Source organism: Microbulbifer maximicatervae (SeqCode), assembly GCF_052467065.1.
This window is the reverse complement of the sequence record NZ_CP174299.1, coordinates 3,562,033-3,580,407: the sequence shown is the minus strand read 5'-3', so window position 1 is coordinate 3,580,407 and position 18,375 is coordinate 3,562,033. Positions and strand designations below refer to the sequence as shown.

Below are 18,375 nucleotides of genomic sequence, written 5' to 3'. Positions count from 1 at the left end.
GATAACCTCAATTCGCTTATGTTTGGGACCGGAGGCAAAACCATCCAGTCATATTTATGACTAATTTCTAAGATTGGTTCATCATAGTAGTAAGCGAGCAGCCCCCTCTATGGCCAAACCCGTCCAAAGCGGTGACAAATCGAGGCGAGAGGATGAAAAAAGGTGACTGGCCCAGTCAAATATCCAGGCCAGCTGCAGCGCGACCACCTCGGCGATACTCGCCTGGCGTAATTCCCGTCCATTTTTTAAAGGCGCGGAAGAAAGCACTGGATTCATCGAACCCAAGCATCTCTGCGATCTGCCCATTGGAAAGATCCGGGCAGCTGAGGTAGTGAAAAGCCGCTTCCATCCGACATTCGTCTTTGAGCTTCTGGTAGGAGGTACCCTCCTGCTGAAGACGACGTCGCAACGTGGTGACCGACATATTGAGCCTCTCCGCCACCGCCTCAGCGGCAGGCATGGACTCGCTCACATCCCGGTTCAAAATGGTTTTTACTTTGGTTTTGATACTGTTGGCACTGCCGTCGCTGATCACCAGGTGGTAAGGAGCGGTGCGAATAAAGTCCTCAACCATCTGCGGGCTTTGCACCACAGGGTATTCCAGGTAGCGGGTATCGTATTCGAGCGCATTAAACGGTTGCTCAAATAACAACTCATTGGCCTCGCTTTGCGCGAGACTGCGAAACTCTTCCGGGCAAGCAAATGAGAAGTGCAACCTGGCCAGCGGAATCTCCCGCCCTGCCAGCCAGCAATAAAACCTGTGCCAAACCGCTAGAGTTGTACGCACCACACTGGGGCTCGTGTTATTCAGCAGCTGCTCAAACTCGCCTTTGGCCAGCGAACTGATCCCGCAAATTTCAACCCGCTCGCGCCCATGGCCACCTTCTCCGAGTACCGGCTTCACCTTAAAACCTCGGCAGATTTCCATAAATTCGGCACAGAGCGTAATCGCCTGGCGGAGGGTTGCACAATTCACCACCGCCAGACACAACAAGCGAAAAGACCCGGAACGGACCCTTCCACCGCTAAGCATGCCAAACCACTCATTTTGCGCCAGCCACATCACGCGCTGGTACAAGCGGCCGTACTTCACTGCTGAAAATGCAGACACTCCCTGCAATTCAGACTCATCGATATCGACAGAAGCTAAAAGCTCCTTGCGATCACACCCGTGTTTGGTCGCCTCTTCGAGCAGTCGCTCGAGGTAGGCGATAGGGATGCGAATATCCTCTTCCGTTGACGCCATCTATTATTTACGCCTGCGCAACCAATTCAATAAAGCCCCGCACCCAAACGCCAGAGCAATGATGACAAGCAATATCACCAATAGAAGAATGAAATAGGTGACAACATCCTTAACAGGCAGGTCCCAGCTGTAGACTGCCGCCACTACAAAGGCGACACAGGCGAGGACACTGGTAATAAAGGAGCGGCGACTTCTTTTAGCCATGACGATCTGGATACATTGATTTTCAAAACAGGTGAGACTGCCACATTTTGTGGCGCTACCATTGTATTGTCGGCACCCAGTACCGACGCGGCGTCGAATCGTGAGGGATTGGCCGGTTCCTGTCAACGCCGCAGGAGGCACCAATGAGCAGAAGAATGCTGGAACCAGAGGATCGAGCCACGCTGTTAAGGCTTTTGCACTGGCTTATGTGCCTGACAGCCATTATATCGTTAATACTGCTGGGAATCGCCTTTTTTGCCCCTAGCTAACCAACCCACCCTTGGCCAAATGGGCGGGATCTAACAATTCCTCAAGCGTTTCTCTATCCAGGTCCGTCATTTCAACAGCGACATCCAGCACTGGCCTACAGCTGGCATAGGCGGCCTTGGCAATCTCCGCCGCTTTCAGGTAGCCAATCACTGGGTTAAGGGAGGTCACTAAAATGGGGTTGCGGCCCAGGGTTCCCTCAATATGCGCCCGATTCACCGCGAAACTGGCAACGGCTCGATCAGCCAATAGGGTCGATGCATTCGCGAGCAGGTTAATACTTTCCAGCAGCGTACTGCCTACTAAAGGCAACATAACATTCAATTGAAAATTGCCGCTCTGTCCCGCCACGGTCACTGTGGTGTCATTACCCATCACCCGGGCACAAACCATAGTAACTGATTCGGCAATAACCGGGTTCACTTTGCCCGGCATAATGCTGCTCCCTGGCTGCAAGGCCTCCAGGGCGATTTCGGAGAGGCCAGCAAGGGGACCGCTGTTCATCCAACGCAAATCGTTGGCAATTTTCATCAGGGAAGCTGCCAACACCTTGAGCTGCCCGGACAACTCCACCGACGTATCCTGACTGGAAATTGCGGTAAAAAAGTTCTCTGCCGGGCGAAACTGATGGGATGTGTGGGCACTGATTTTTTGCGCGAACAGCTCGGCAAAATCCGGGTGAGCATTGAGCCCGGTGCCAATCGCCGTACCGCCTTGAGCCAGCTGGGCAAGCCGAGGCATTACCGCGCGAATTCTCTCCCGGCACGCTTCTATTTGTGCTGCCCAGCCTCCAACTTCCTGCGCCATTGTCATAGGCACTGCATCCATCAGATGGGTGCGGCCGGTTTTTACAATACTTTCAAGTTCCGTGGACTTGTCGCACAAGCCAGTGTGCAAATGGCGCAACGCAGGCAGCAGGGTGTCTCGCACTGCAAGCAGGGCTGACACATGGATTGCGGTAGGAACCACATCATTACTGCTCTGACTCATATTCACGTGATCATTGGGGCTGATGGTTTGATCACTGTGCTTTTCTGCGAGGTGGGCGAGCACCTCATTAACATTCATATTTGAGCTGGTACCAGAACCTGTCTGGTAAATATCGACGGGAAAATGAGTGGCATACTCCTCATCACCGAGACTGTCGCAAGCATTGATAATGGCCTCAGCCTGCGCTTTATCCAACAACCCCAAGTCCCGGTTGGCCTCCGCGGCAGATTTCTTTATCAGCACAATGGCGCGGATAAACTCTGCCGGCAAGCCGTGACCACTGACAGGAAAATTCTCCACGGCGCGCTGGGTTTGCGCGCCATACATCGCCTCAGTCGGCACCTGAACTTCGCCCAGGCTGTCCTTTTCAGTGCGGAATTCGCCACCCATTTCACTCTCCCCAGATGCGCTTAATGCATCGACAGAAGGTTATTTAGCCGCTGCAGCCCTACTCGACCACGACGGTAATTTTCTTGGACATCACAGGCTCTTTATGTGGCACATGCATATAGTTGCCCAGAACCAGTTGTAGCGTATGCTTGCCGGGTGGCAAGGTAACTTGAGTCTCGGTTTGCCCACCACCAAAGTGAATGATGTTCTTACTCGCCGGCAAAGGCTTGCTCATATCCGGCATATCATCCACATCAATCAGCAGATGATGGTGGCCGGTATTCTCTTGATTGGTACCCGCCGGTGCCACACCCATACCAGACAAACCAAACTTCACCGTAAATGTCTGGGGCACCTTCTCTCCATCTTTCGGCGAGATAATATAGACCTTGGCATCTGCTGGGGCCTTACTGCTCATATCCATTTTGCTTTCGTGTTCAGACGCATGTAACAGCGGCGACAACATCAGTGCGCTGGCAAACAGCAGAGAACTGGATTTAATCATGTGTATTCCTTCCTGATAGGGCGCCCAGATCGCGCCAATTCTTATAATCTGGCTTTACAGCTTCTCGGCCGCGGCACCTTGGTACCGTTCGGCAAAGACACTTTAACAGACCAAAGTTTCAGTTCCAGAGACTATGAGGGAATATAGTTGCGGAAAGAAAAAGAGAGATAGGATTTGTGACAGGGCTGCTTATTTAAATCTGCTTTGCGGCAATTAGGCAAGAGAGGGCCCGGACCAACCGGGCCAGAAAAATCAGATACTCACCCGCCCCTCTTGGGTCCACTCGCAGCGAACCTGCATATCGCCGCTGCCCGGCTCGTGATAAAGGCCAGCGGATTCCCAGCTGAAAGAGTGAACGCCGGAAAGCTCAGTTTCCAAATGCACAGTTGCCGAAACCCAATACATACTCTTCAACAACTCTTCAAACTTCTGTATCCACAAATCCCACTCGTACTCTACCGCCCGATAGGAAGCGCCAAAGTGGATAACATCGGTTTGGTACTGGGATTGCTTCACCTTAATGGTGGGAATAGCAAACATATCCCGGCACAGGAATGGCCATTCGTCAGCACTGGGCAGAGCGAGCACAGCATTGCGGTTCACCCTGCGCCGATCGCTGCCGCCAGCGAGGCTATTGCTGTCTTTGATACATCCGTAAACGATGGATTCCTGATCGCCCTGAAGCATTAATTCCATTCCTTACCACAGTGCCACTGGACATCAGGTACCCAGGGCAAAACAGATCTAAGGTATCAACTTTAACGGCGAAGCGACCAGAAAGCCACAAAACAAAACACGAACCTGCAAAGTGCTCAAAAGTTCGGCTATTCAGTTACTAATGATGCCCCGCCTAAAATACCAGGACTAAATCTCAAAGCCCCTTTCGCGCAGCATATCCAGAAGCGCCTCTTCATCCATAACTGTGATACCCAGCTCCTGTGCTTTGGTCAATTTTGAGCCGGCGCCTGGCCCAGCAACCAGAGTGCCGGTCTTGGCGGAAACACTTCCTGCGACTTTCGCACCCAGCCTCTGTAAGTAGTCTTTTGCTTCACTGCGGGACAGGGTTTCCAGTTTGCCGGTGAGCACCCAGGTTTCCCCTGCCAGGGGCTGATCCTGCTCGTCACTCTCCTCCGCTTGCCAATGCACACCCGCCTGCTGCAGTGCCTCCACCTCTTCTTGGGCATGAGGCTGCTGAAAAAACTCAGCAACAAAATGAGCGACCACTGGGCCCACATCTTCAACTTCCTGCAAAGCCTCGACATCTGCCGACATTAGCGGATTCAATTCGCCAAAGTGCCGCGCCAAATTACGCGCTGTAGCCTCACCCACTTCCCGGATACCCAGGGCATAGAGGAATTTAGGCAGCGTGGTCTCTTTACTGCGCTCCAGTGCGTCAAGGAGGTTCTGGGCAGACTTTTGCCCCATTCGCTCAAGTCCCGCCACCTGCTCCAAGGTGAGGTGGTAGAGCCCGGACACCGAGTGTAACAAGTCCTCATCTACCAGCTGCTCTACCAGCTTGTCTCCCAGCCCATCAATGTCCATCGCTTTACGCGAAGCGAAATGCTTGATGGCCTGCTTGCGCTGGGCACTACAAATCAGGCCGCCGCTACAGCGGACCACCGCCTCACCAGGCGTGGATTCCACCGGCGAGCCGCATACCGGGCAATGCGTGGGGAATTCAATAGCGTGGCCACCCGGCTTGCGCTTGCTCTCCACTACAGAAACCACCTGCGGGATAACATCTCCGGCACGGCGAATAATGACGGTATCACCCACCTGTACGCCGAGGCGCTCGATCTCATCTCGATTGTGCAGAGTTGCATTGGAAACGGTAACGCCGCCGACAAATACCGGCTGCAGGCGAGCAACCGGGGTAACCGCACCGGTGCGCCCCACCTGGAATTCAACATCCAATAATTCAGTCATTTCCTCCTGAGCGGGAAACTTATAGGCCATGGCCCAACGGGGTGCGCGAGCCACGAAGCCGAGGCGGCGCTGCAGGGGAATACTGTTGACCTTAAAAACAATACCGTCAATATCGTAAGCGAGGTCCTCGCGCTTCTCGCCGATTTCCCGGTAGTAGTCGATGCAGCCCTGAATATCTTTAGCGACGCGCATCTCCCGGTTTGTACGGAAGCCCCAATGTCCCAGCAGCTGCAAAGTCTCAACGTGCTTTTCCGGCAGCTCACCGCCCTCTACAAGGCCAGTGCCATACACACACAATTCCAGCGGTCTCTGCGCTGTTATGCGGGAGTCCAATTGACGCAAACTACCGGCAGCGGCATTTCTAGGATTTACGAAAAGCTTCTCACCCGCCTCAGCCGCTTTGCGATTCAATTCGGCAAAGCCCGCTTTCGGCATATAGATTTCGCCGCGCACCTCCAAAACACCCGGATACTTTTCAATACCATCTGCTTGAAGCAAACGCAGAGGTACGGATCCCACAGTGCGTACATTCTGGGTGATATCTTCACCGGTGGTGCCATCGCCGCGCGTTGCAGCTCGCTCAAGCACGCCGTCGCGATACAAAAGGCTGATAGCGATACCGTCTAACTTGGGTTCACAGGCGTATTCCACCGGCCCTTTACTGTTGAGGCGCTCACACACCCGGCGGTCAAACTCCAGCAACTCTTCATCATTAAAGGCGTTATCCAAAGACAACATCGCCACCTCGTGGCGAACCTCCTGAAAAGAGGAGAGCGGCTCTGCGCCGACCCGCTGGGTGGGAGAATCCGATGTCAGTAGCTGAGGGAATTCACTTTCCAGGTCCTGCAACTCGCGCAGGCGCCGGTCGTACTCAATATCCGGCAACTCGGGATCATCAAGCACATAGTATTGGTGATTCGCACGCTGGAGGATTTCGTGTAATTCCTGGACACGTTCGCGCACTTGAGGGGAAATAGTTTGATGAGTCATCGGCAATTCGAGTGAATAAAAATAATAGTTAGAAAATTATTTCGATTTTACATGCAAATACGGCCCGAGCTTACGGCTAATTTCCAAAATGAAAATCAGCCGGCATCCCGGGCCGCATTAAAAATGGCAACAATTATTTAGAGATTGCGAGTTAGCTTTGCGCCATCGCTAAAGTCCTGCGGCGCTGGTACTCCACAACCCGCTGACGATAATGCTCCGCCGTTTGCGCGGTAAATACACTGCGATTCTCATCCTTCAATTCGCCACCGAGCAGCTCGGCAATTTTGTATGAGGTGGAAAGCAGTTGATCGAAAGCTTTAATCGCCTCGCCTTCCACAGGTAGTGTCAGGAACAAGCTGACACCCGGCGTGGCAAATTCTTCCATCTGGGCCAGGTCGAAAACGCCGGGCACAACAATATTGGCGAGACTAAAGATAATGGCCCCATCAGCACCGCCGTGCTCATGGTAGTGAAAAATATTCATTTCACCAAAGCGCATGCCACAGGCAACCATTACCCGAAGTAAATCATTACCCTCGAAGTAATCCCCTTCTGGCGCCATTACATTAATCACCAGCACCTCACGGGTGGGAGCACCTTCACCAACACTGCCAGAGCTTGGAGACTGAGAAGATCGCTCGGGTTGAGAATCCTCATGCACCGCTTCATGCTCAGGACTGTGAGCACTATCCATCGCAGTTAGGCTTTCAGCCTCATCTAATGCAGGCTCATAGCGCTGCTCTTCACCGACCGACTCCATCAGGGTGGGGACTTGCTCTTCCAAATCGAGGATACCCTGCTCTTCCGGACTCCTCTGGGGATTGCTGCCAGCGAGCGGTTTGCGCGAGGAAATAAAGCTCTCCTGTACCTGGCGATTCACATGTAGCGCATCCTCTAGCGGACGGCGCTGAACAACGCGAGCCTGCCCGGGCAATTCGCTGTTTGCGGGCTTGGGCTCCCGCGTCTCTGGAGGTTTGCGGACCGGGGGCTCTTCTTCAGCCTTCTCTGAGACCGGGTCAGCTTCATTTTTTACTTCAGATTGCATGGCCCGCGACAGATTGCGGGAGACCTTAACTGCCGCGCGCTGCCGCAAGATCGCCCGGCGTATGCCATCGACCACAACGACCAGCAGAACGACAACCAGGATTGTAACCAGCCAGTTATCCATTTTTTAGCGCCTCTCCCTTTACGCCCTTATGCAGAAGCCAGCTCGGCTGCTTCTTCCACATTCACCGACACCAGTCGGGATACACCCGGCTCGTGCATGGTAACCCCCAGCAACTGATCCGCCATCTCCATTGCGATCTTGTTGTGGGTAATATAGATGAACTGAACGTGTTCTGACATTTCTTTAACCATTCGTGCGTAACGACCAACGTTAGCATCGTCAAGGGGAGCATCCACCTCATCCAACATACAGAAAGGTGCTGGATTCAGACGGAAAATCGAGAATACCAAAGCGATCGCCGTCAGCGCTTTTTCTCCACCCGAGAGCAGATGGATTGTGCTGTTGCGCTTGCCCGGCGGGCGGGCCATGATCGCGATACCAGTATCGAGCAGATCTTCACCGGTAAGTTCCAGATAGGCATTACCACCACCGAAAACTTTCGGGAAGAGTTCCTGCAGGCCCGCATTTACCTGATCAAAAGTTTCCTTGAAGCGGGTTCTCGTTTCCTTGTCGATTTTCTTAATTGCATTTTCCAGGGTCTCCAGCGCTTCCATCAGATCCCCATGCTGGCGATCCAGGTAGTTCTTGCGCTCAGACTCCTGCTTGTATTCATCGATAGCGGCGAGGTTAATCGGCCCGAGACGCGAGATACGCGCGGCTACCAATTCCAAATCTTCCTGTACCTGCTTAATCGTAAGATCGCCAGGTAACTGCTCGAGCAGCTGATCGATATCGTGCTCGCTCTCGCGCAGCTGCTCTACCAATCCGTTTCGTTGCACTTCCAATGTCTGCGCAGCGAGACGCTCCTGCTCAAGCTGCGCGCGCACCCCCTGAAGAGCCGCCTCCACTTTATGGCGCTCCTGTTCCTGCTCACGCAGGCCAGTCTCCACTTCTTCCAGCTTTTTGCGCGCATCGGCGAGTTCCGTTTCCACCTCAATGCGCTCGCCGAGTTTTTCTTCCAACTCAGCCTGAAAATCCTGGGAGGGGTCCTGGGTCTCCTCCATTTGCTCCTGCAATTGCTGACGACGACTGCGCAACCTTTCCAGCTGCTCGCTCATCACCTGCAAAGTGCGCTCGAGAGACACCATCTGGGTGCGCACTGACTGCTCGCGCATAGCCAGTTCATGGGCGCGATCCTTGTCCTCCCGCGCGCGCTGGCGCACGGCATCCAAAGCTTCGCGCAATTCCTCCCGGCGTGCCATTAGCGTTTCGCGACGATCGGTATCATCGCTCATCGCTTCGACAGCTTCCTGCAGCATTAGACGAGCTTCCGACAGGGACTCCCCTTCCAGCTCCTGCTGCTCACGCACCTCATCGATTTCCTGCTCAATTCGGATACGGCGCTCATTCATCTGCTCCGCACGCGCCCGTCGGGCGGACAACTGGCTGCGCAGCTCTGCCTCGCGACGCCCGAGCTGGTCGGACTCATTGCGAGCTTGTTCGATGGAGCGCTCGAGATCGACCGTTTGCGTGCGCAGGGACTCGCGTCGCTCGGCAATACTCTCTATCTGCTCCTCACACAGAGCCAACTCCTGCCCCAGGGTTTCAAGATCCTGCTTGCGCGCCAGGACCCCGGCCTCTGCATCACTGGCGCGATTCACTCGCAACCAGTTGGGGCCGAGCCAGAGCCCATCGCGAGTCACGATAGACTCATGAGCTTGCAAACTCGCGCGCCTGGACAGCGCCTCTGTCAAATCCTCTGCGGTATAAATTCCCGCCAAGATGCCGGAGAGAGAGGCCGACCCCTGAACCATATCCTGCAGTGAAGGAAGTACTCCCTTCGCACTGCTATTTACAGCACTGTTATCGATCAGAACCGCTTGACCGCTTTCCAGTGCCGCCAATCCTTCAGCCACGGACTCGAGCTGCTCAACACATACCGCCTGCAATTGGGGGCCGAGGATAGTTTCAACTGCGGTTTCCCAGCCGGGCTGGGCTTTAATCTGGTCGGCGAGCCGGGGCTTGTCAGCCAGGGCTTGCTGCTGCAGCCAATTCTCAACTGCCTTGCCCTGCCCTAAAGCAGCTTGCTGCAAGGCTTCCAGAGACGCCTGACGGCCTCGCCCGGTTTGCAGCTGCAAGCGTAACTGATCGAGTTCGGTAGCCAGCTCCCGCTCCTGCACACGGAGACTATCCAGAGACTCGCGACGCTCTGCCGCTTCCTCGCGGCGCTCTTCAGCCTGCATTTCCAGCTCGGCCATCTGCTCGTTCAGCTGCAGCGTCTCTTCATCGTCGTCGGAGACCTGGAGGCCAGACTGCTCCGCCAATAGTTTGTTGACCCGCTCCAGCAGCCGCTGACCAGAAGTTTCCAAATGCTGGATGCGGGATTGTTGCACCTCAGCTTTCTGACGGGAGCCAGAGGCACCCTGGTTAAACTGGTCCCACTCGTTCTGCCAATTGCGCATCTGTTCTTCAGATTCGAGCAGTGCCGCAGCAGATTCCTCTTCTGCTGCCAAGACCATCTCCAGGTCCGGCAGAATAATCTCAAGCTCCTCCTCAAACTGGGCCGCTTTTTCGCGATCCACTTCGAGGTTGGTCTCCGCCTCGCGATATTCTTGTTCGGTTTGCGCCAAATCGGAATGCAGGCGAGTAGAGCGCTCACGAGCGTGGGCAATGCTCTGCTCCAAGCGGGCGATATCTCCACCGACGGCGTAGAAGCGCCCCTGGACTTCGTTAAAGCTGTCAGACAGCTCGTGGTACCCCACGCGCTTTTGCTCAATGCCTGTGTCACAGGTGACCTGGCGGGTAACCAGCTCTTCAACGGTGAGTTCAAGCTCACCTATTTGTTGCTGCTTGGCCTTGGATTGGTCATCCAGTTCGCGGTATTTGAGCGCCTGAAGATTGGCCTTGTGGCTGCGCTCTTCCTCTTTAAATCGGCTGTATTTTTCCGCTGCTGCGGACTGTCGCTCCAGTCGGGACAACTGGCGATCCAGCTCATCGCGGATATCCGTGAGGCGCTCAAGGTTTTCAGAGGTCCGCCTCATCCGGTTTTCGGTGTCCCGGCGGCGCTCCTTGTATTTGGAGATACCGGCGGCCTCTTCGATATAGACGCGCAGCTCTTCGGGCTTGGCTTCGATCAACTTGGAGATCATGCCCTGCTCAATAATGGCGTAGCTGCGCGGGCCCAAGCCGGTACCCAAGAAGAGATCGGTTACATCGCGGCGGCGGCACTTCTCGCCATTCAGGTAATAGGTGTTCTGTGCTTCCCGGGTTACCTTGCGCTTGACGGAAATCTCCGAGAAAGAGGCATAGGCTCCAGAAAGCTTGCCCTCAGAGTTATCAAATACCAACTCAATCGAGGCCTGCCCCACGGGCTTGCGGCCACTGGAGCCGTTGAAGATAACGTCCGTCATCGAATCGCCGCGCAGGTTCTTTGCGGAGGATTCCCCCATTACCCAGCGCACCGCATCGATGGTGTTGGATTTACCACAGCCATTGGGACCCACCACCGAGTTGAGGTTTGTCGGAAAATAGACAGTGGTAGGGTCAACAAAAGACTTGAAGCCCGCTAGCTTGATGCACTTCAGACGCATGTATTTATAAACTCGATATTTTTCTCTGCCGGGCGGGACACCAAACCTTCAATCTTACTTGGTGTCGCCAGAGCATTCAGCGCTATTCTTCACAGTAATGTTCAGTCGGGATTATCAATCCGACCAAGCAGCGGTCAAGTCAAACATGACAATCGCTACCAAATGCCAACTTACCCCAATAGAACTCATAAATATCGGGGCAATGTGAGCTTGAGGCCAATTAGACGCAAGAATGCCATTCGGCCGCAAATAAAAATGAGGCCACAGCTTACACTGTGACCTCATTTTCGACAGTCACAGCCAGTTACAGCTGACTATCGATGACTATTGACTGAGTTTCACTCCAGCGGGATTTAGGTAATTCACTAATCATTCCCTGCCAATCCCCTGGAGCCGGACGCGCATCCCCCTTAATGGCCAGTCGCGCCACCAACTGCACAGAGTCGACAGTGGCGATGGAGCTTCCAGGCATCATTGCTCGGGACTCATCCAGCACAACCTCTGCCGGTAACTGCCCAGCCGTGAGGCGCACGATAGCCAGAGGCATCGGGCTCGCAGCACTGCGTGCATAGATAAATACCGGGGTAGATTCTGGAGCTTCAACCCCCTCCCCCAAACTGACCTGAACTCGAATCTGCGGGCCTTTCTCTTTCGTTTCTACCTTAGCCTGCACCGCTACAACTTCACCGCTGTCTGCCAAAGCGCTTTCAGCCCTGGCAACACCAGCCTGAAGCGCCTCTGCTGCTGCAGATCCTGGGGGAAGCTGGCTAAGCGCTAGCTGCCAGTGTTGGCGAGCCTTGCGGTATTCTCCATTTTCAAAAGCGGCAATACCCGCCAGGCCCAGCACAGTGCCATTGGATGGCTGCACCTGTAACACCTGCTCAATCAAGGAGCGGATCTCATCGGTAATCTTGGAACCGCCGGCAAAAAACAGCGCTTGTGCCAGCTCAGCTTTAACATTTGCCGCCTGGGGCTCGCGGGCTACAACATAGCGATAGGAATCTACCGCCCCGGCCAAATCGCCACTCACCAGTAGCCGCTGCGCCAATATATAGCGACTGCTAAGATCATCTGGGTGAGTTTTAGCCCGCTCCTGCAACTGGCGGGTAATTTTTGCCTCTTCTTCCGAAGAGGTGTGCCCACCTTGGCTCGCCACCATATCGCGATACAAAGCTACTTCGGACGGTCGGTCGGAAAACCCGTAGGCAGCCGCTGCAATTGCAGGCACCAAAACCGCCAGCCCGATTAGCAATCGGCCGCCACCCTGCCTGGCTTCACCAGATTGACTCTCCTGCTGAGCCGCCAGCAGTTCCCGCGCGAGATCTGCCTCCAGCTGGGCAAACTGCTTTTCATCCATCGCACCGCTCTGCACCGCAGCGCGAAGTTCTTTACTGCGCTCCCGGTAGAGCGCTGCCATAGCCTCTCGCTTGCTACTACCGCTGCGACGTCTGCCTGCAGCTCTCAAAGCAGGAATCAGAAATACAAAAGCTACCAACAGTAGCAGTAGGGCTACACCAAACCAGATATCAATCATTTACCTTCCTTCCCGCTATCACCTTCATCTACAGCTCCTTCTCCCAACAACTGCTTTAATCGACGCCGCTCATCATCTGTGAGTTCCCCACTGCCGTCATCCTGGCGAGCCCCGGTACCACTTTTTGAGCGCATCACGATCACAATCAAGGCCAGAAGCCCGAAAACGGCAAAGACTCCAGGAGCCAACCACAGGATCAAGGTATTTTTCTGAACAGGTGGGCGGTAGAGCACAAAATCCCCATAGCGGGCCACCATGTAGTCAACGATTTCCTGGTCCGTAAATCCCTCCTCCAGCAAACGGCGGATTTCACGGCGCAAGTCCGAGGAAATAGAAGCATCGGAGTCTGCCAAATTCTGGTTTTGACACTTGGGGCATCGCATCTCTTCAATAAGCACGCGATACCTTGCATCCAGCTCGGGAGAGGACAATTTTTGTGTCTCCACTACCGCATGTGCAGCGATAGACAGACAAAACATACCGAATGCCAGTACAAGTTGGGCCAGCCAGGTCTTCTGTGTCACAGCTTTTCTCACGCTCTAACTAACGGGAATTGGGGCGATTATAACAGTGTCCCCCCCCGGCGGACACGCCCACGAATTCACACAAAAGCGCGTTAACTCATTGAAAGACAAAAAAAAATTCAAAAAAGGCGTTGACGCCACGAAGAATATCATTAAGATACGCAGCTCCTGACACGGGGTGGTTAGCTCAGTTGGGAGAGCGACGGCCTTACAAGCCGTAGGTCACAGGTTCGACCCCTGTACCACCCACCACTTCTCTTACTCTTGCCCGGCAAGAGCAACCAAGAGAAGCAGGAATGCGGACCGGTAGTTCAGTTGGTTAGAATGCCGGCCTGTCACGCCGGAGGTCGCGGGTTCGAGTCCCGTCCGGTCCGCCATATACAAAAAAGCCCCGCTCGCAAGAGCGGGGCTTTTTTGTTTGTGCCTCATATCTTTTCATTTTTCTCACATTTTATTTTCAGTTGCTTACGCTGGAAATTTGAAAGAGCCACAAAAAAATAACCAAATCTCAGCGTAAAAAAATAGTGCGAGCCCAGTGCCGGCAAAATTTTTCTGCAACAATTTTCTCTAGCCTGAATTTTTATTTTCTGAATTTCTACGCAGCTGATTTTGATCGATAAAAACAGCTTAAAAAATCCTCAAAAAACTCTCTAATTAATTAATTTTTAAACAATTTTTGGATGTTTTTTATTCTTAAAAAAATTTTTAAAAATCTCCCAACAAAATTGTTGACCGCAAAAAAAATATCATTAAGATACGCAGCTCCTGACACGGGGTGGTTAGCTCAGTTGGGAGAGCGACGGCCTTACAAGCCGTAGGTCACAGGTTCGACCCCTGTACCACCCACCACTTCTCTTACTCTTGCCCGGCAAGAGCAACCAAGAGAAGCAGGAATGCGGACCGGTAGTTCAGTTGGTTAGAATGCCGGCCTGTCACGCCGGAGGTCGCGGGTTCGAGTCCCGTCCGGTCCGCCATATACAAAAAAGCCCTGCTCGCAAGAGCGGGGCTTTTTTGCATATGAAAAATTCAAAACCACTTTTCAACACATAACCACCTCCCCACTCCCCACTCCCCACCACAAACTGTGCAGACCGACTAACAAAATTAATAGAAAATCGGGGTAATGAAAGTAGCACCCTGTTTTATTAACAAATATTGCCAATAGACGAGCAGCAATTTCTTCAAATACACCCCCGCTTCTCACACTTAAAGCCAGGCGCAAACTTTTTTAGAAAAACTTCCCTAAGTTGTTGACCTAAGTAAAAAAATCATTATGATACGCAGCTCCTGACACGGGGTGGTTAGCTCAGTTGGGAGAGCGACGGCCTTACAAGCCGTAGGTCACAGGTTCGACCCCTGTACCACCCACCACTTCTCTTACTCTTGCCCGGCAAGAGCAACCAAAGAGAAGCAGGAATGCGGACCGGTAGTTCAGTTGGTTAGAATGCCGGCCTGTCACGCCGGAGGTCGCGGGTTCGAGTCCCGTCCGGTCCGCCATATACAAAAAAGCCCTGCTCGCAAGAGCGGGGCTTTTTTGTATGCGCCAATTAGAAAAGAGTTTGGGTTTTTAAACTTCAGCTGAAGCCGCCTGGCTCTCCTCCCATTCCCCATCCACTGCTTCTTCGCCGCCATGCAATAGATGCATCAATCGCTCCAGCTCCGGCATCTCGTTAAAGCACTCCGCTTCACCAGAAATTTCATCCCAGGATGCTTTGGATTCTGTGCAAAGATGGGCCACGACTTTCCCATCGATATCCCCCTCCAACAATCCCGCAGGCACCCAGAAGTGCGTTGTATTACTCATTAAGTGCGGAACTGTACTTCCGCATCCACTGCAAAAGTCAGATCGATAGCCCGTAGGAGTCCGGAATGAAGAGATTCTGTCTAAGCCCCGCACCCAGCGAAACTGATCCCGGCTAATAAACATGGCCGTATCCGAGGCGGAACCACTCAATTTGCGGCAGAGCGAGCAATGGCATTGGTAAAGGTTTGGAATTGGCTCTTCCAGCTGGAACTCAACCCCACCGCATAGGCACTTCCCATTCATCCCTTTCTCCTTCCGCAAAACTGTTATTCGAAGTCGTCCATGAAATCGCAATAGGTTAGCAACAATATCTCAGTCCTACCCAAGACTCCTATAGACACACAGTGAAGTAAATGCCATTTGGCGTCTCATTCAACGAACATCATTAAATATCCAAGGATCTGGGGTTTAGCTTCGCCGTGAGGATATGATCCTCCCAACATCCATTGATCTTCAGGTATTTTGCCGCCCGACCCTCGACAACGAAGCCCAGTGCCTCCAGTAGAGCAGCCGACCTATCGTTACCAGGCATGTAGTTAGCCATCACCCTATTCAAATTTAAGGTGTCAAAAGCATAATCAACGACATGACGACACAAGCTCCCCATTAAGCCCCGCCCCTCGTGGGACTGGTCAACTGCATATCCCATATTACAGGCCTGAAATGGGCCTCGGATGATATTCGTCAAGGAGCAAACGCCCAGTAACTGATCACACCCGGACTCTAATGCAGCAAACTTTAAAATTCCTCCAGAGCTTATGCGTCGAATCCAGGACCCGGAACTGTGAAAACCGGGCTCGCGAATGGGCTCCCAGCGCTTCAGGTGCTCTTCATTAGATAAATAAAATGCAGATATGGCGGGCGCATCTGTCACTCCGAGCAAACGTATTTCCACCAGCCGATTACCTCACCATTCACATTCTGATTAAGCTCAATCAACCCATTTATACCGGCACCACTATTCAATTGACGGTAAAGAGTCCCGCTGACCGGGAAGCTCACGAAGAAATTCCCAACCCCGGGTCCTGCCGCTCTCATAACCTTCCTCGAGCAACTCTGCTTCCTGGGTAAAACGCTTAACCGGGAAATTGTCTGGAGGCGCAATAACCGAAACCTGGCACCCCTCTGGAGGCACCTCGATAAACTCCAGAGCCCGATTATATTTCTCCCCTCTCTCTAGCACGGCCTCAAATAGCCGGGCATGATCACGGAAAAACTGTTTGATAAATTTTGGAGCAGGCCCCTTAATTTTCCGATACCCCAGAGGGCGCGAAAGAATAACGGTTATATTTCTGGCCCCCTGCTGATAGGCCTGAATAATCGGTATCGAATCAGCCAGACCGCCATCGGTCATAGGCTCCCCATCCACTTCAGGAAACCCCCGGTAAGCAACCGGAATGGCACAAGAGGCCGGGAAAACCTCGTGCATATTTTCTGGAGTTACTTTCAGGTATCTAGCCTCCCCCGTGTTGATACTGGTAGTCACGGCATAAAGCGGTATTCCATTCTCAACATAACTATCAACACTGAGCGGAATATCCTGATATGACGCATGCCACAACCAGCCAATATCACAAAAATGACCGCCTCGGAGATAGCGGCGCCAGTCGATGAAGTCTGCCCGCCGGGCATGGTCCATTAGTATTTGCCGACTTCGCCCATGATTTCCCGCCAGATAACCAATCAAGTTGGTGGAGCCTGCGGATACACCGATCGCAAAATCAAATGGCCGATAGCCCGCCTCCAAAAATGCATCCAATACGCCTGCAGCGAAAATCCCCCGCATAGCACCCCCTTCAACCACAAGGGCTGACTGGGAATTCTCGTTAATCAAAATACAGTCTTCCATAGCGAGCAACCGTTAAAACCAAACCATCTCTACCTTTGCCAAGCAGATTCCAATAGCACTATGATTGGGGCATTCAGGTAATCCGTTGAGTTAAACCAAGTATGCCAACAATCGCGTTTAAAGCGCCGTGGAGCCGCCAGCTCCAAATTATCAGTGCCATATGCACATTACTCCTACTGGGACTGCCGCTCTTTCTGGCATCGAGAGCACCAGCTGCTCCATCTACCCTCTATAGCATTGCCATAGCACTTCCGCCTGCAATACTGGCTCTCAGCGCCTTCTTTGCCATCCGTGGTTACGCCATCAAAAATGGCAACCTCTTGATATTGCGCCCGGGCTGGAAAACCACCATCTCCTTGGAGGGGCTATCTGAAGCATTCCCCGACTCAACCGCCATGCAAGGATCAGTCCGCATCTTTGGCAACTCCGGCTTATTTGGCTATATAGGCCTGTTTCAAAACCAAAAATTGGGGCGCTATCGTGCATTTGCTACCGATCAGCAAAAATCTGTCGTACTGCGTCTGGCTACACAAACTATCGTGATCACTCCCGATAAACCGGAGCGGGCAGCGGACATTCTCCGCCAACACTGCCAACTTCAACCCAACCCAAATTAATTGCTCCGACAACAACGCCACACGAATAGGCACAAGAAGTCGACAGGAAGTTCAAACCGATGAAAAAGTTCGCTTTTATAATTGCCGCCGCATTTACGCTGCTATCAGCAAGTGCTCACTCCGCTTGTGTGATTTTATTGCATGGATTAGCCAAATCAGATAGCTCAATGGAGAAACTGGCAAAGGCCATAGATGCCGAGGGTTTCCAAACGGTCAATATTGATTACCCTTCGACCAAGCACTCCATTGAAGCTTTGGCCAGCATGGCCATAGCGCCTGCTGTCGAGGAGTGCGGTAATGCGCAAGAAATCAATTTTGTCACTCACTCCATGGGCGGTATTCTGGTAAGGCAATATCTACATTCAGCTGAAATCAAAAACCTGAATCGCGTTGTCATGTTGGGCCCACCCAATAAAGGCAGCGAAGTAGTTGATAAACTGGGAACATTCCCCGGCTTCAAGTTTATGTTTGGGGATGCTGGGCTACAGCTGGGTACCGGCGAGATGAGCGTCCCCAACAAGCTCGGTAGTGCAGATTTTGATGTAGGTATTATTGCCGGTACTCGCAGCATCAACCTGATTCTATCCCGCCTTATCCCAGAAACCGATGATGGTAAAGTCTCCGTATCCAGCACAAAACTGGATGGCATGAATGATCATCTGCAAATGCCAGTGACCCATGTGTTTATGATGAAAGATAAAAAAGTTATCTCGCAAGTTATCCATTACCTCAAGCATGGATTCTTTCATAGAGCCGGCAATCAGGCATCCAATTAAAATTAATCGATCTTATAAATAATCTATACCTTTTAACTCCAATCACAATACAAAA

The 18,375-nt window shown here is 52.8% G+C and carries 15 protein-coding genes and 6 tRNA genes; 8 read left to right on the top strand and 13 right to left on the bottom strand.

Translation table 11 applies throughout. The features are described 5' to 3' along the window. Window positions 1-175: 175 nt before the first annotated feature. From ACJJI1_RS15915 to ACJJI1_RS15870, 10 genes are all read right to left on the bottom strand, one after another. A complete protein-coding gene (locus ACJJI1_RS15915; protein WP_444896680.1) occupies window positions 176-1,246 on the bottom strand; it encodes an AraC family transcriptional regulator in 1,071 nt (356 codons plus the stop codon). 3 nt (window positions 1,247-1,249) lie between these two features. Then, window positions 1,250-1,450 (bottom strand): hypothetical protein, encoded by a 201-nt coding sequence (locus ACJJI1_RS15910; RefSeq protein WP_282933468.1) that lies wholly within the window; start codon window positions 1,448-1,450, stop codon window positions 1,250-1,252. A 261-nt stretch (window positions 1,451-1,711) separates the two neighbouring features. Continuing rightward, window positions 1,712-3,097 (bottom strand): class II fumarate hydratase, encoded by a 1,386-nt coding sequence (locus ACJJI1_RS15905; protein ID WP_444957253.1) that lies wholly within the window; start codon window positions 3,095-3,097, stop codon window positions 1,712-1,714. Between the two features lie 58 nt (window positions 3,098-3,155). Further along, complete coding sequence (locus ACJJI1_RS15900) at window positions 3,156-3,602, bottom strand: DUF4399 domain-containing protein (RefSeq protein WP_282933470.1); 447 nt, start codon at window positions 3,600-3,602, stop codon at window positions 3,156-3,158. Between the two features lie 252 nt (window positions 3,603-3,854). After that, on the bottom strand, window positions 3,855-4,289 hold the full coding sequence (locus ACJJI1_RS15895) for a hypothetical protein (protein WP_282933471.1): 435 nt from the start codon (window positions 4,287-4,289) through the stop codon (window positions 3,855-3,857). Window positions 4,290-4,466: 177 nt separating this feature from the next. Further along, entirely contained in the window at window positions 4,467-6,518 is a 2,052-nt protein-coding gene (gene ligA, locus ACJJI1_RS15890; protein ID WP_444957252.1) for an NAD-dependent DNA ligase LigA, read from the bottom strand. A 151-nt stretch (window positions 6,519-6,669) separates the two neighbouring features. After that, a complete protein-coding gene (gene zipA / locus ACJJI1_RS15885) occupies window positions 6,670-7,686 on the bottom strand; it encodes a cell division protein ZipA (RefSeq protein WP_444957251.1) in 1,017 nt (338 codons plus the stop codon). Between the two features lie 26 nt (window positions 7,687-7,712). Further along, the gene (gene smc, locus ACJJI1_RS15880; protein WP_444957250.1) at window positions 7,713-11,216 is read right to left on the bottom strand and encodes a chromosome segregation protein SMC; all 3,504 of its coding nucleotides are present in this window, start codon (window positions 11,214-11,216) and stop codon (window positions 7,713-7,715) included. Between the two features lie 304 nt (window positions 11,217-11,520). After that, window positions 11,521-12,750: a c-type cytochrome biogenesis protein CcmI gene (gene ccmI / locus ACJJI1_RS15875; RefSeq protein WP_444957249.1), complete on the bottom strand. Its 1,230-nt coding sequence runs from the start codon at window positions 12,748-12,750 to the stop codon at window positions 11,521-11,523. Continuing rightward, a complete protein-coding gene (locus ACJJI1_RS15870; protein ID WP_413665137.1) occupies window positions 12,747-13,274 on the bottom strand; it encodes a cytochrome c-type biogenesis protein in 528 nt (175 codons plus the stop codon). Before ACJJI1_RS15870 ends, ccmI begins: the two co-directional genes overlap by 4 nt. 176 nt (window positions 13,275-13,450) lie before the next feature. On the opposite strand from ACJJI1_RS15870, the gene ACJJI1_RS15865 reads away from it, so the two are divergent. From ACJJI1_RS15865 to ACJJI1_RS15840, 6 genes are all read left to right on the top strand, one after another. Beyond that, window positions 13,451-13,526, top strand: a tRNA-Val gene (locus ACJJI1_RS15865). 48 nt (window positions 13,527-13,574) lie between these two features. Continuing rightward, window positions 13,575-13,651, top strand: a tRNA-Asp gene (locus ACJJI1_RS15860). Window positions 13,652-14,047: 396 nt separating this feature from the next. Then, a tRNA-Val gene (locus tag ACJJI1_RS15855) sits at window positions 14,048-14,123 on the top strand. Between the two features lie 48 nt (window positions 14,124-14,171). Continuing rightward, window positions 14,172-14,248 (top strand) — tRNA-Asp (locus tag ACJJI1_RS15850). A gap of 321 nt (window positions 14,249-14,569) precedes the next feature. Next, window positions 14,570-14,645 (top strand) — tRNA-Val (locus tag ACJJI1_RS15845). A gap of 49 nt (window positions 14,646-14,694) precedes the next feature. After that, window positions 14,695-14,771, top strand: a tRNA-Asp gene (locus ACJJI1_RS15840). A gap of 70 nt (window positions 14,772-14,841) precedes the next feature. On the opposite strand, the gene ACJJI1_RS15835 is transcribed toward ACJJI1_RS15840, so the two are convergent. From ACJJI1_RS15835 to ACJJI1_RS15825, 3 genes are all read right to left on the bottom strand, one after another. Beyond that, window positions 14,842-15,321 carry a GFA family protein gene (locus ACJJI1_RS15835; protein WP_444896673.1) on the bottom strand — a complete coding sequence of 160 codons (480 nt, stop codon included), beginning with the start codon at window positions 15,319-15,321 and terminating at the stop codon, window positions 14,842-14,844. A gap of 142 nt (window positions 15,322-15,463) precedes the next feature. Beyond that, complete coding sequence (locus tag ACJJI1_RS15830) at window positions 15,464-15,973, bottom strand: GNAT family N-acetyltransferase (protein WP_444894356.1); 510 nt, start codon at window positions 15,971-15,973, stop codon at window positions 15,464-15,466. Between the two features lie 63 nt (window positions 15,974-16,036). Continuing rightward, complete coding sequence (locus ACJJI1_RS15825) at window positions 16,037-16,927, bottom strand: patatin-like phospholipase family protein (protein ID WP_413665134.1); 891 nt, start codon at window positions 16,925-16,927, stop codon at window positions 16,037-16,039. 101 nt (window positions 16,928-17,028) lie between these two features. On the opposite strand from ACJJI1_RS15825, the gene ACJJI1_RS15820 reads away from it, so the two are divergent. Both ACJJI1_RS15820 and ACJJI1_RS15815 read left to right on the top strand, forming a co-directional pair. Continuing rightward, the gene (locus tag ACJJI1_RS15820) at window positions 17,029-17,544 is read left to right on the top strand and encodes a PH domain-containing protein (RefSeq protein ID WP_282933480.1); all 516 of its coding nucleotides are present in this window, start codon (window positions 17,029-17,031) and stop codon (window positions 17,542-17,544) included. 59 nt (window positions 17,545-17,603) lie between these two features. Next, the gene (locus ACJJI1_RS15815; protein ID WP_444896671.1) at window positions 17,604-18,320 is read left to right on the top strand and encodes an esterase/lipase family protein; all 717 of its coding nucleotides are present in this window, start codon (window positions 17,604-17,606) and stop codon (window positions 18,318-18,320) included. Window positions 18,321-18,375 lie beyond the last annotated feature (55 nt).